Origin of the sequence: Oceanobacillus aidingensis, from assembly GCF_042654105.1 — a bacterium.
Classification (GTDB): domain Bacteria; phylum Bacillota; class Bacilli; order Bacillales; family Amphibacillaceae; genus Oceanobacillus; species Oceanobacillus oncorhynchi.
In genome coordinates this window covers 38,529-52,116 of sequence record NZ_JBHSFT010000010.1, presented here as the reverse complement: position 1 = coordinate 52,116, position 13,588 = coordinate 38,529, and the positions used below count along the sequence as shown (strand labels likewise).

General features: G+C 38.5%; 15 protein-coding genes. 14 read left to right on the top strand and 1 reads right to left on the bottom strand.

All coding sequences use genetic code 11. The features are described 5' to 3' along the window. Window positions 1–268 precede the first annotated feature (268 nt). From ACFO3P_RS06965 to ACFO3P_RS06905, 13 genes are all read left to right on the top strand, one after another. On the top strand, window positions 269–487 hold the full coding sequence (locus ACFO3P_RS06965; RefSeq protein WP_374705761.1) for an antitoxin: 219 nt from the start codon (window positions 269–271) through the stop codon (window positions 485–487). Between the two features lie 5 nt (window positions 488–492). Next, window positions 493–855: a type II toxin-antitoxin system PemK/MazF family toxin gene (locus ACFO3P_RS06960; protein ID WP_042532419.1), complete on the top strand. Its 363-nt coding sequence runs from the start codon at window positions 493–495 to the stop codon at window positions 853–855. 498 nt (window positions 856–1,353) lie between these two features. Next, window positions 1,354–2,067, top strand: a complete 714-nt coding sequence (locus tag ACFO3P_RS06955) for an HAD family hydrolase (protein WP_042532423.1) — start codon at window positions 1,354–1,356, stop codon at window positions 2,065–2,067. 612 nt (window positions 2,068–2,679) lie between these two features. Continuing rightward, window positions 2,680–3,090, top strand: coding sequence for an NADPH-dependent FMN reductase (gene ssuE / locus ACFO3P_RS06950; protein WP_256705801.1), 411 nt, complete (start codon window positions 2,680–2,682; stop codon window positions 3,088–3,090). 414 nt (window positions 3,091–3,504) lie between these two features. Next, window positions 3,505–4,374, top strand: a complete 870-nt coding sequence (locus ACFO3P_RS06945) for an RsbT co-antagonist protein RsbRA (protein WP_042532426.1) — start codon at window positions 3,505–3,507, stop codon at window positions 4,372–4,374. A gap of 5 nt (window positions 4,375–4,379) precedes the next feature. Further along, window positions 4,380–4,736 (top strand): STAS domain-containing protein, encoded by a 357-nt coding sequence (locus ACFO3P_RS06940; RefSeq protein ID WP_042532428.1) that lies wholly within the window; start codon window positions 4,380–4,382, stop codon window positions 4,734–4,736. A gap of 3 nt (window positions 4,737–4,739) precedes the next feature. Continuing rightward, entirely contained in the window at window positions 4,740–5,141 is a 402-nt protein-coding gene (locus ACFO3P_RS06935) for an anti-sigma regulatory factor (RefSeq protein ID WP_042532430.1), read from the top strand. 183 nt (window positions 5,142–5,324) lie between these two features. Beyond that, window positions 5,325–6,338 (top strand): PP2C family protein-serine/threonine phosphatase, encoded by a 1,014-nt coding sequence (locus tag ACFO3P_RS06930; RefSeq protein WP_193065074.1) that lies wholly within the window; start codon window positions 5,325–5,327, stop codon window positions 6,336–6,338. Between the two features lie 132 nt (window positions 6,339–6,470). Further along, window positions 6,471–6,803: an STAS domain-containing protein gene (locus tag ACFO3P_RS06925; RefSeq protein ID WP_042532434.1), complete on the top strand. Its 333-nt coding sequence runs from the start codon at window positions 6,471–6,473 to the stop codon at window positions 6,801–6,803. After that, entirely contained in the window at window positions 6,803–7,279 is a 477-nt protein-coding gene (gene rsbW / locus ACFO3P_RS06920) for an anti-sigma B factor RsbW (RefSeq protein WP_042532436.1), read from the top strand. The genes ACFO3P_RS06925 and rsbW overlap by 1 nt, the downstream gene beginning before the upstream one ends. Beyond that, complete coding sequence (gene sigB / locus ACFO3P_RS06915; RefSeq protein ID WP_042532438.1) at window positions 7,251–8,042, top strand: RNA polymerase sigma factor SigB; 792 nt, start codon at window positions 7,251–7,253, stop codon at window positions 8,040–8,042. The genes rsbW and sigB overlap by 29 nt, the downstream gene beginning before the upstream one ends. Beyond that, the gene (locus ACFO3P_RS06910) at window positions 8,039–8,644 is read left to right on the top strand and encodes a PP2C family serine/threonine-protein phosphatase (RefSeq protein ID WP_042532440.1); all 606 of its coding nucleotides are present in this window, start codon (window positions 8,039–8,041) and stop codon (window positions 8,642–8,644) included. Before sigB ends, ACFO3P_RS06910 begins: the two co-directional genes overlap by 4 nt. Window positions 8,645–8,775: 131 nt before the next feature. After that, window positions 8,776–10,935 carry a Tex family protein gene (locus ACFO3P_RS06905; protein ID WP_193065073.1) on the top strand — a complete coding sequence of 720 codons (2,160 nt, stop codon included), beginning with the start codon at window positions 8,776–8,778 and terminating at the stop codon, window positions 10,933–10,935. A gap of 107 nt (window positions 10,936–11,042) precedes the next feature. Here the strand turns inward: ACFO3P_RS06905 and ACFO3P_RS06900 are convergent, their stop codons facing one another. Next, window positions 11,043–12,536, bottom strand: a complete 1,494-nt coding sequence (locus ACFO3P_RS06900) for a catalase (RefSeq protein ID WP_042532443.1) — start codon at window positions 12,534–12,536, stop codon at window positions 11,043–11,045. A 445-nt stretch (window positions 12,537–12,981) separates the two neighbouring features. Between ACFO3P_RS06900 and ACFO3P_RS06895 the strand changes: the two genes are divergently transcribed. Beyond that, window positions 12,982–13,434: a SprT family protein gene (locus tag ACFO3P_RS06895; protein WP_042532445.1), complete on the top strand. Its 453-nt coding sequence runs from the start codon at window positions 12,982–12,984 to the stop codon at window positions 13,432–13,434. Window positions 13,435–13,588 lie beyond the last annotated feature (154 nt).

Sequence of the window (13,588 nt, the reverse complement as noted above, 5' to 3'; positions counted from 1 at the left end):
AGAAAAGCAGCGTAAGGGAAAAACGCTCATTTTTAACACTTCAAATAATATAGATACCACAAAATTTAAGGTTTAAAACGACAAATTTACATGATTTTTTTACAAATTCGCCATAACCCCTTTGCAAAAGTATGTTCACAATGCTATCATAATATTAAATTGAATAACGAACGTTAATTGTTGGCGGGGGTGCTTGGTTTTGGCTGAAAATAAAGAAGAAATTTTAGTGAAAATACCGAAAAATTTGCTGAGTGAGGTGGATGGATTAATGAAATATGAGAATAGCTCTGACTTAAGTGATTTCATTTGTGAAGCAACTCAAATTTATTTAAACCATAAAAAAGAAGAACACCTCCAGCGTTTTCATGAAACGATGCAGCGCGGATATGAGGAAATGGCAAGAATTAATCTAACGATTGCTTCAGAGGCTTTTCAAGCTGAAGAAGAGGCTGAAATTACTCTAGAGCGCTCTGTGATCGGGGTGTAACACTTGTGATCGTTCAAAGAGGCGAGGTTTATTTTGCTGACTTATCCCCTGTGGTTGGCTCAGAGCAGGGCGGTGTGAGACCGGTTCTTATTCTCCAGAATGATATAGGTAACCGATTTAGTCCGACTGTGATTGTGGCGGCCATTACCGCGCAAATTCAGAAGGCTAAGTTGCCAACGCATGTAGAGATTGATGCAAAACGTTATGGGTTTGACCGGAATTCAGTTATTCTGCTGGAACAAATTCGCACGTTAGATAAGCAGCGGTTAACGGATAAAATTACAAAATTAGATAAAGAAATGATGGAAAAAATCAATCAATCATTAGAAATAAGCCTTGGCTTACGAGATGTCTACAGTAATAATTAATACTTTTCTGATGCGTAAAAAGACTGTCCTTATATTAGGGCGGTCTTTTTTAATGAAGTTTCATTGGAGAAAGAAAGGAAAGCATATAAAAAGTGGAGGAGGAAGCTCTAACGGGTTCCATAGGGTGAATAATCTCAAGTCTCAAAAAAATACTCCGTTTTCCATAGATCCCGAGCTCCTCTCCTTTAAAGAAGACTTAGCGATTGGCAAGCCGACAGGCGCAGACAGAGCTAAAGTCGCACTTATGCCCAGAGGGTGAAAAGAAGACTTAGCGATTGGCAAGCCGACAGGCGCAGACAGAGCTAAAGTCGCACTTATGCCCAGAGGATAAAATAGAAGTTCGTTTTTTCTGCAGGGATTTATTTGATAAAAGCAGATAGTAATAAGACCGTTGTAACAGACCTCTCCTTGGCAAGAATACCGATGTTTTAAGAAATTATTCTCCTTCGTTAAAAGATATAGTAAAATGAAAAGGAATGAAGGTGGAGGTTGATAACGATGGATACAATCATTTTTGATATGGATGATACATTATATGACCAGGCTGCGACATTTCGAAAAACATGTAAAAAAATGTTGAACGTGGCTTTGTCGGAAGCGGAGTTAAATCATCTTTATCTATTAAGTCGCAAACATAGCGATGCGCTATTTGATGATCAGGTAGCAGGTAAAATTACAATGGAAGAAATGCATATCCGGCGAATCAAAGATGCTTGCGCAGAAATAGGAATACAGATAACAGCAGAGCAGGCTTTAGAATTTCAGGACAGTTACGTCCAAGAACAAGGAAAAATAGAGTTATTTGATGAAGTGGTGGAGCTCCTGGATTATCTTTCAGCGAGTCAGAAGCAATTAGCTGTAATGACAAATGGTGCGGAAGGACATCAGGCAATGAAAATCAAACAGTTAAAGCTGAACAAGTGGATTCCGGAAGAGCGTTTATTTATTTCTGAAACAATAGGGCATGCGAAACCATCCACAGCAGCGTTTCAATTCATGGAGGACAAGCTGGGTTTAAAGAAAGAAAATACAGTGTATGTCGGCGACTCCTTTGCTAATGATATTGTCGGTGCCAAACAGGCAGGCTGGCATGCCGTCTGGATGAACCATCGACAGAGGGAAGAACCGGAAGGAAGAATAAAAGCAGATAAAACAGTAACCAGTGCAGCAGAGCTATATACATTTTTTCGGGAAGAGACGCTAAGCACATAATGGATTAGGTTAATGAAAGTAATTTCATCATATAGAGCCTTGAGGGATTCCTCAAGGCTCTTTTTGTGTAAACTCAAGGGAAGTATTCCGGTAAAGGATACTGCTTCAAAGTGAATATTGAAATTTTCTATATAATGATATGCCAAACTTCTTGATTTTGATTATCGGTCTTTTTGGACACGAAGAATAAGTCCTTACATAAATTATTTATAATAATACCTATTGTAGTGAGAGGAATAGGATGATATACTAATATTCAATTTATAAATCTTTGTAAAATACTCGGGATACTCAAATATAAGTGAGAAAAGAACGCTGCAACTATGGAAAATAGTACACTATTCAGCAAAAAAATAGGTTTTTCTAAAATGAAAATTTAAAAATCTCAAAATATCTGTTAGGTGATGGATAGAAGGAAAGAGAGATCTAAGAAAGCTTAAAAATTACGAGGGAAGGATTTTTTCGTCGTGAATATGCATATGATGTGCTCAGTAGAAATTTGGCGTTAATATTTCTTCCAATCGTAATAAAAAAGAAACGGCAAATCGGGAAGGCTGATTAGAAGTATATTGGTTTTGTAGGGTTATGCTGTATAAAGGAAGGAGAATATTTGTGAGTACAATTGTTGTTATATCAGGAAGTCCTTCAACATTATCCAGATCAGAACGCGTTCTTTATTATTTAGGTGAATTGGCGGAGCAGCAAGGGTTTCGTGTAAAGCATATATCCGTCAGAGATGTAGAAGCAGAAGCTTTGCTGTATGCGAACTTCCAAAGTCCGAAAATCAAAGAGATTGCCGGGGATTTGGAAGCGGCAGACGGGGTCATCGTCGGGAGTCCTGTCTATAAAGCCTCCTATTCAGGCATCCTAAAGTCATTATTTGATTTAATGCCCCAGGATGTTTTACGGGGGACGGTTTCACTGCCTGTTATGACAGGGGGAAGCCTCTCGCATTTATTAGCATTGGATTATGCCTTAAAGCCGCTGCTTGCTACGTTAAAAAGCCAACCCTTAAAAGGGTAATATTTTCAGGATAGTGAAGTTGATAAAACCAAGGATAATCCAATCCTGGATGAAGCCATGATTACTCGGACACATAAACAATTGGATTATTTCCTGGGGAATTTAAAACGAAAAGAATTTGTTTAACTGGTTCTTTTTTCAATACATAAAAGGGTCTGCAGCTAAGCAGGCCTTTTTTTAATGAGGGAGCTTTTGTCAATAAAATGAGAAATTAATAGAAGCGTGTATGCGGGGGAGTGGATAGTGTAACTTGAAAAAATGCTGTGTTTATTTGATATATGGTACAATTGAGGTAAAATGGGAATAGTAGTTTCTGCATACTTAGAAGAGGCTGATACAAAAGTATTTTGACTGGAGTTTTGTAGAAGTTTGTATTAATATGGAAAAATGTTTAGAATTTGGAGGTATCAGGGGATGGATGCAAATCTGAAAGAATTAATGATCAGTAATAGTGATTCTATTGTTGATAGTTGGATGGATGAAGTAGGGAGAATAAAATCAGGGAATTATACAGCGAGTATATCTGATGAACTCTATGAGAATACCAACCGCGAATTTGTGAATGTTATTTTTACAAGTATCCAAAATCAGGGGTCTTCGAAAGTAGTAGAAGAGTTTTCGGAGAAAATGATCAACCTTGGCTGGCCGCTCAGTTATATAACCGATGGGCTGCAGGTTTTTCGTCGTGTTACCATTGAATTTTTACTGAAGCAAGCAGACCAAGTAGATTCCAGTCATTTTTCAAATGTCTTAACAAGCGTAGATGAATGGATAGAACCATTGATTCGACAGCTCGTCAATGAGTATTCAGGAAGCTGGGAAAATATTTTATCTTTACAGCGGGTAGCTTTACAGGAACTATCCGCACCGTTGATCCCTGTTATGGAAGGGATAACCGTCATGCCGTTGATTGGAACCATTGATACGGACAGAGCGAAATTGATTATGGAGAATTTACTGGAGGGGGCAATCAAGCATAACTCCGAAGTTGTCTTAATAGATATTACGGGTGTTCCTGTTGTGGACACCATGGTAGCACATCATATTATTCAGGCAGCGGAAGCGGTCAGACTGATTGGATCTACATGTATTCTTGTAGGCATCCGTCCGGAAATTGCTCAAACGATTATAAATATAGGGATTGATTTAAGTAAATTCCCTACCAGAAGCTCTTTGAAAAAAGGTTTTACCAGAGCGCTTGAAATAACTGGAAGAACTGTTGTGGATTTGCCTTCTAAAAACCAAGGCATTGATGAAATAATGAATGCTCTTAAGGGGGAATAGAGAAAATGCGGATACCTATTTTAAAGTTGCACAATTATTTGCTGATTTCTATTCAGACGGAGATTGATGATCAAACGGCTATTAAATTTCAGGAAGATTTATTAGCAAAAATTCATAAAACAGGTGCAACAGGTGTTGTGATTGATTTGACATCTGTTGATATCATTGATTCTTTTATTGCAAAAGTACTTGGTGATGTTGTGTCCATGTCGGATTTAATGGGGGCGCGTGTTGTATTAACTGGAATTCAGCCAGCTGTTGCAATGACATTAATTGACTTGGGAATACACTTGCAAAATGTCCCGACAGCATTAGATTTAGAACAAGGTTTAGTGAAGTTACATCAGGAATTGGGAGGTTAATATATGAACCCAAGATCCTGTGTCAACATTCATAAAGAGTGGGATATTGTTGGAGCAAGACAGCTCGGACGGGAAATGGCAAAAGAAATTGGCTTTGGAACCGTTGATCAGGCAAGGATTGCTACCGCAGTATCTGAATTAGCTCGCAATATTTATTTATATGCTAAAAATGGACAGGTTTGTTTTGAGTACATTTATACGAACAGTCAAAAAGGAATCTTAATGACAGCTGTGGACACTGGTCCAGGAATAAAAGATATAAGCCGTGTCATGCAAGATGGCTATACGACCTCTGGAGGGCTTGGTGCTGGACTGCCCGGGGTAAAACGCTTGATGGATGAATTTGATATAGAATCCGCAGCGGGGGAAGGAACTAAAATCAAAGCGATTAAATGGATCAGATAATATAATCCTTTTATTTTAGCACCCTTCCTTATTTTATCCAGTACATGCCATTGGTAATCCAGGTGAGAAAAAAAGAAAGAGAAAACAGTTGTGTTTAAAAATCACGAAACACCGGTTTACCAGCTCGGGGAAAGCCTTAAAAAAGAATAAAAGGTTCTTTGAAATAAGGGGGGAGTAACCACAGTGGAAGAAACGATCAGAAAAAATACTGTAAAATACCAGAAATTATTACAAAAATATATTGAAACACAAGATGAGAAATCATTGTATGACCTTGAATTAATCAGCAAAGCTTTTATTAAAAAGAATATCTTGCCGGAAGAATTAATCAATTTGCATATTCAGGCAATGGAGCGGATTTATCCTCAATTATTGGAGGAATATAAGCTGTCGATGGAATTTTTATTAGAAGCTACGGTTTTCTATGGATTGGCATTGCAGGAAGTTGATTATTTAAGACAGGAAAAAGATGTGCTGACTTCTGAAATTTCTGTTGCGGCGAATATGCAAAAGACCTTGCTTGGAACGCAAAGGCCGGAAGTAAGCGGATTAGATATCGGCGTGATTAGTGTTCCTGCTCATCAGATGAACGGAGATTATCATCATTTCACCAAAGGAAGCAATGGGACAATCGGGATTGCCATTGCGGATGTCGTTGGAAAAGGAATACCGGCAGCACTGTGTATGTCGATGATCAAATATGCAATGGACAGTTATCCAGAAGCGACAATGTCACCAAATAAAGTATTAGAAAACCTGAATCGTGTAGTAGAAAGAAATATTGATCCCAGTATGTTTATTACGATGTGTTATGCACATTATTTGCCGGCGGAAAGTAAATTAAGATTATCTTCCGCAGGGCATGAGCCGGGATATATTTTCCGTGCAGAAACGGAAGAATTTGAAGAGGTTCGTGCGAAAGGGATTGTACTCGGCGTGATGCCGGATGCTACTTATCGGGAATATGAATTAGCAATTCAGAAGGATGACCTGATTATCTTTCTGACAGATGGTGTTTCCGAGTGCAGAGACGGCGACCGGTTTATTGAAACAGAAGAATTGTTGGAAGTCATCCGAAAATATATTGATTTACCGGCACAGGAGCTGGTAGAAAATGTGTATCAGTATTTTGAAAAACTGCAGGATTTTCAATTGAGGGATGATTTTACATTAATTGTTCTTCGTAAAGAGGTTTAAAGAAATAAATGCAGGGAATACAATATAATAGTTTATTCTAGTTAAATAAATTTCGTTTCAAATGTTATAGAGAAAATGAATTTATAATGTATAGTCATCTAATCTTATATCTGGATGGCAGAGGGGGTTATTATGAATTTATCAGTAAACGTACAAGAAGACAGCAATGTAAAAGTTTTAGAAGTGAGCGGAGAGATTGATGCATACACAGCTCCGGAGCTGAAAGAAACATTAATGCCGCTGATGAGAGAGAGCGGCAATGAAATCGAAGTAGATTTAGAAAATGTGCAGTATATGGACAGTACCGGTTTAGGAGTGTTTGTCAGCGCTTTGAAAGCCTCTAAGGAAAGCGGAAGCCATTATACGTTGAAAAATGTGCAGGATCGGGTTTTTCGTATTTTTGAGATTACCGGACTTAGTGAGATTATAGAGATCAAAGCAGCGATTCGAGGTGGCAATGAGTGATGGAAGCATTTGATTATATAGAGATGAAAGTACCGGCGAAAGCGGAGTATATTGGAGTAATGCGTCTGACTCTATCGGGGGTTGCCAACCGGATGGGCTTTTCCTATGATGCGATTGAAGATTTAAAAGTAGCTATCTCTGAAGCAGTTACAAATGCTGTAGAGCATGCTTATGAAGAAAAAGAATCTGGTGAAATTACAGTTGGCTTCGGCCTGTATGAAGACCGGATGGAAATTATGGTAGCTGATCGCGGAGGAAGCTTTGATTTAGAAGAAGTAAAGAACGGTACAGGGCCATATCAATCCGATGAACCTGTTGAAAAAATCCGGGAAGGAGGGTTTGGCCTATTCCTGATTGAAGCACTCATGGACGAAGTAAAAATCAACAATAAATATGGCGTAATGGTTATTATGACTAAATACAATAGAGAAGAAGAGGTGGACATGGATGACGACCAAATCTCAACCATTCAATAGAGGGGGAGATGAGGTTTACCAATGGATAAGTACACTTCAGGAAGATCCAACAAATGAAGAATTACAGGAAAAGATTGTTTTAACTTATCAGAATCTCGTTGGATCTATTGCCAGGAAGTACTCCAAAAATAGCGCTATTCATGAAGACCTTGTACAAGTCGGCATGATTGGATTGCTTGGGGCAATTAAGAGGTACGATCCGTCATATGGTAAGTCGTTTGAGTCTTTCGCTATCCCAACCATTATTGGTGAAATAAAGCGATTTATACGAGATAAGACATGGAGTGTCCATGTGCCTCGTCGTATTAAAGAATTGGGACCAAAAATCCGCAAAAGTGCTGATGAACTAACGACTAAAAATCAAAAATCTCCTACCATACAAGAAATTGCAGAACACATTGGTGTACCGGAAGAAGAAGTTTTAGAAACAATGGAAATGAGTAAAAGCTATAAAGCTTTATCAGTTGACCATAAAATTGAAGCTGATTCAGACGGCAGCACTGTTGCTATATTGGACTTAATTGGTAACGAAGACAATAGTCTTAAAAACTTGGAGCAAAAAATGATTCTTGAAAAAGTTCTTCCTGTTTTATCAGAACGGGAGCAGCTTATTTTAGAATGCACCTATTTTAAAAACATGAGCCAGAAAGAAACAGGTGAAATGCTGGGTATTTCTCAAATGCATGTGTCACGGCTTCAAAGACGAGCACTCCGTAAATTGCGAGAAACAATGCAAACAGAAAGTACGGAGGTATTCGATTGATTTCCGGTAAATATGTCGATGTTTCCGTCTATCAACAATCTAAAAAGGGTAATCATTTATGTGGAGACAGTTACTTTTTTATAGAAGAAGACCATATGTTTCTAGGAGTGCTCGCGGATGGTCTTGGAAGCGGGGCAATTGCAAAAGAATCCTCACAGGCAGTAATCGATATTGTGAAGGAGCATAAATTTAAAACAGTAAAAGAAATTGTTGATTTATGCAATAAAAAATTGCTTGGCATGCGTGGTGCAGTGATGGGGATTTTAAAATTAGACTTCATCGATCAGACCTTTACTTTTTCCTCCATTGGAAATATAGGGATTATTATTTTGGAGCGAGGCTGTAAGAAAAAGCGAAATATTCCAAGCTCTGGATATTTGGGATCTCGTTACCGAGGCGTAAAGGCTATGACGGAAAAATTAACCGATGGAACAAATTTCATTGTATTTTCAGACGGCGTAAAAGATAAAGAGTTATCTGCGTATTATTTTAAAGACTACAATGTAGAGCAGATTACGGATACTTATGCGCAGCATAGTGACGGTACCAGGCAGGATGATACAACGTTACTGGCAATTAGATACAAAGGAGAAAAAGGTTGATTTATAATCACAATAACATGAACATGGATTCATTTATTATTGATTATAAATCAATCTTTTTTGTTGTGTCAGAAAGCATTGACACGTTTAATTTGATACAATAGAACGTAGAGTAAGGAGGAGAAGCAACAGTGAGTGCAGATGAAAAATTAATTGCAATCGTATCAAAAGATACCAATATTCAAGGAAACACTGTTTCGAAAGTGATTTCTCTTTTAAATGAAGGGAATACCGTTCCGTTTATTGCAAGATATCGAAAAGAAGCCACAGGCGGATTGGATGAAGTAAAAATAAAAGAGATACAGGATAGGTGGACATATGTCCTTAACCTGTCTGAACGAAAACAAGAAGTACTTCGTATCATTGAAGAACAAGGTAAGCTGACAGATGAATTAAGAAACGACATTGAAAAAGCGACGCAGCTTCAAAAAGTAGAAGATCTGTATCGCCCTTATAAACAAAAACGCCGTACAAGAGCTACTATCGCAAAGGAAAAAGGATTAGAGCCATTTGCCCAAGCTATTTGGGAGCAGAGCGAATCACTTGAGTTAGAACAGGAAGCCACACAATATTTCTCTGAAGAGCATGAGCTAAGCACCGTAGAAGAGGTACTTCAGGGAGTAAATGATATCATTGCAGAATGGATTTCTGATGAACCGGCTTACCGTGAATTTATTCGCAATGCCACGATGAAGCAAGGAACCATCCAATCTGAAGAGAAAAATAAAGCAGCAGATGAAAAACAGATTTTTGAGATGTATTATGAATATAGTGAAACGGTTCGCTCATTAGTTTCCCATCGTATTCTTGCACTTAACCGCGGAGAAAAAGAGGGGATTTTAAAAGTACAGGTAGAACCGCCTGTTGATAAAATAATTGCCTATTTAGAGAAAAAGGTAATTAAAAAAACGTGCCCGCAGCATATGAAGGAATTATTAACAGCAGCTGTAGAGGATAGCTATAAAAGGTTGATTGAACCCTCCGTGGAACGAGAAATCCGCAGTGCACTTACAGAAAAAGCGGAAGCACAGGCGATTGAAGTTTTCTCCGTAAATTTAAGGAATCTATTACTTCAGCCGCCATTAAAAGGGAAAGTCATTTTAGGAGTGGATCCGGCTTTCCGTACTGGCTGTAAGCTTGCGATTGTGGATGAAACCGGGAAGGTCCATCAAATCCATGTGATTTATCCGACTGCTCCAAAGAAAGATGTGAAGGGCGCAGAGAAGGTGGTTATCAGCTTAATAAATCAATTTAATGTAGAGCTGGTTGCGATTGGAAATGGTACAGCATCACGGGAAACAGAGCAATTTATTTCAGATGTATTAACAAATAACAAGCTGGATATTCCGTATATTATTGTAAATGAAGCAGGAGCAAGTGTGTACTCTGCCTCCGCTTTAGCAAGAGAGGAATTCCCTGATCTACAAGTAGAGGAAAGAAGTGCTGTATCTATTGCAAGACGGGTACAGGATCCATTAGCGGAACTGGTGAAAATTGATCCGAAGTCCATCGGCGTTGGGCAATATCAGCATGATGTCAGTCAAAAAGAGCTGTCCAATTCGTTGACATTCGTTGTGGAAACAGCGGTTAACCAAGTCGGTGTTAATGTAAATACAGCCTCTTCCTCTCTTTTGCAGTACGTATCTGGTTTAAGTAAAACCGTTGCAAATAATGTGATCAAAAAACGGGAAGAGGAAGGGAAATTTACCAGCCGGAAGCAATTAAAGAAAATCCCGAGACTTGGGGCGAAAACATATGAGCAGGCGATCGGTTTCTTGAGAATTGTAGATGGGGATACACCGCTTGACCGTACTCCTATTCATCCGGAAAGCTATCCACATGTGAAAGCATTATTAAACAAGCTCAAGTTTGATGAACAAGCTCTGGGGACAGCGCCTTTGCAGCAAAAGATAGAAGGAATAGACAAGCAGGCTGTCGCGGAAGAATTAGAGATTGGACTGCCGACATTAGAAGATATTCTGGAGGCATTAAGCAAGCCGGAACGTGACTTGCGTGATGATTTTCCACAGCCGTTATTAAAGAAAAATGTCATGAATATGGAAGATTTAAAACCTGGCATGGAGCTTCAGGGAACGGTGCGAAATGTGGTTGATTTTGGAGTCTTTGTTGATATTGGTGTTAAACAGGACGGTCTTGTGCATATCTCTAAGATGTCCAAGCAGTTCGTCAAGCATCCCATGGATGTCGCTTCTGTTGGTGATGTAGTCACCGTCTGGGTCGATGATGTGAATGTCCAAAAAGGAAGAATTGCGCTTTCAATGATTCAATAATGTATAAATAAGATAAGGGAGCTTCCATGCTGGGAAGTTCCCTCTTTTTCAACCATAAAAAAAGACGCTCACCATTAGATAAGGAGAGGTCTTTTTTTATTTTTCTATTATTTTACAGATTCTTCGTTTGCAGCTTCCACTTCATCAAGAGAGATGCCAATTGCTTCTGCAACGCCTTTTCCGTATTCTGGATCAGCTTTATAGCAATTGTTGATGTGACGAAGTTTTACTGATTTTGTTGCTGGAGCAATATCATCCGCTGTATTTTGGAAAAGAGCTTGTTTTTGCTCATCAGACATTAAGCGGAATAGCTTACCTGGCTGTTCGTAGTAAAGCGCATCGTCCTCATCAAAATCAAAGTAATCAGCATCTACATCTGTACCCAGCTGTAATGCAGGCTCCTGATGCTCTTTGCTGTCTTCCCATTCTCCATATTGGTTCGGGCTGTAGCTGACTTGTCCGCCAGTGTAAGGGACAACACGCATTGCGCCGTCACGATGATATGGGTGGAAGTTTTTCGCGTTTTTCGGATAGTTAACAGGGATTTGCCAGTGGTTCACGCCTAAACGGTAGCGCTGTGCATCTCCATAAGAGAATAGACGGCCTTGCAACATTTTATCTGGAGAGAAACCAATGCCAGGAACAATGTTTGTAGGAGCAAATGCAGCCTGTTCTACTTCTTCATGATAGTTTTCCGGGTTTTTATTCAGTTCTAATTCGCCAACTTCGATAAGCGGGAATTCATCTTTGTACCATACTTTTGTTAAATCGAATGGATTGTAAGGCATATTTTTAGCTTCTTCTTCAGTCATAACCTGAATGTACATTTTCCATTTAGGGAAGTTTCCTTCTTCAATAGCAGTGTACAAATCACGTTGGTGACTTTCGCGGTCTTCACCGACAACTTTTGCAGCTTCTTCGTTTGTAAGGTTTTCGATACCTTGCTGTGTTCTGAAGTGGAATTTCACCCATACGCGCTCGTTATTTTCATTATATAAGCTGTATGCATGGCTTCCGAATAAGTGCATGTTGCGGTAAGATTTTGGAATCCCGCGATCAGACATAACAACAGTTACCTGATGAAGTGCTTCTGGTAAATTAGACCAGAAATCCCAGTTTGCATCAGCATTCTTCATATTTGTTTTTGGATCACGTTTTACAACATGGTTCAAATCTGGGAAACGTTTAGGGTCTCTCATAAAGAATACAGGCGTATTATTACCGACTAAGTCCCAGTTTCCTTCTTCTGTGTAGAATTTCATCGCAGTACCGCGGATATCGCGTTCTGCATCAGCAGCTCCGCGTTCACCAGCTACGGTAGAGAAACGGATAAACATGTCTGTTTTCTTCCCGACTTCAGAGAAGACTTTTGCTTTTGTATATTTAGTAATGTCGTTAGTAATCGTTAATGTTCCATAAGCTCCGGATCCTTTTGCGTGCATACGGCGCTCAGGAATTACTTCGCGATCAAAGTGTGCAAGCTTTTCAAGAAACCAAAAATCTTCCATTAATAATGGACCACGTTTACCGGCCGTTTTAGAATCATCATCATTTGGAACAGGAGCTCCAAATGCAGTGGTCATTTTTCTTTTTTCACTCATAGATAGTTTCCCTCCTATATATTAAATACAATTATTATAATAACATAATAAATAGTAGATTGCTATTAATATTCTTGTTTAATTTGAATGACATTTTTTTATTTTGATATAGAAGTCCTTCTTGACGGTGGGTATCGTATTTTTAAGCAAATGTTAGTAAAGTGTTGTTTTCTTTTAGAATAAAATAATATATTAGATAAGTGATTCTACTAATTCTCAATTAAGTTTTTTAAATGAGAATAAAACTCTTAGTATAACTGAAATATAAGATAGAGAATAGAAGTTCCGACAGCTTCTTTTTTATGTTAAAATGAGTTGTCATCAGTTAAACAATTTTTGGGAATTTCTGATGGCGTATAATAAAGAAGTATGTTTTGAATTGTCAGGAAGGTAAGAAGAACATTAAAATAATGAAGCTTTCTTTATATATTGGAGGTTGAAACAGATGGACCCAATGCCGGAGGAAGAATTGTACCAGTTAGTTAATCAGCTGTCAGAAGCTTTCTTTAATAAAACGTTTATGGACAAAGTACGATTTAACTCCCGTCTGCGGACAACTGGAGGGAGATATATCCCAAGTAAACGATTAATTGAATTGAATCCCAAATATGTACTGGAATCTGATAAGGAAGAGTTTCACGGGATTATTAAGCACGAGCTTTGTCATTACCATTTGCATATTGAAGGAAAAGGGTACCAGCATCGAGATAAAGATTTTAGAGAATTGCTTGCAAAAACGGGCTCTCCCCGTCATTGTAAACAGCTTCCTTCGAATCAGCAGCGCTACCAGCATATATATGAATGCCAAAAATGTAAAATGGTTTATAAAAGAGTAAGGAAAGTAGATGTATCCAGGTATCGATGTGGAAAATGCAGGGGGAGATTACATCTGATTTAATTTTTTTCAATTAAGTATTGACGAATAATATGATCCATGATAAATTAATGTAGCTGATATGAAATGACAGTTTTCATTCATTGCGAATGACCTGTTCAGCAGCTTTGTCGAATGGCTTGGATTTTTGAATAACTTTCTAAGCGAAAAAAACTTT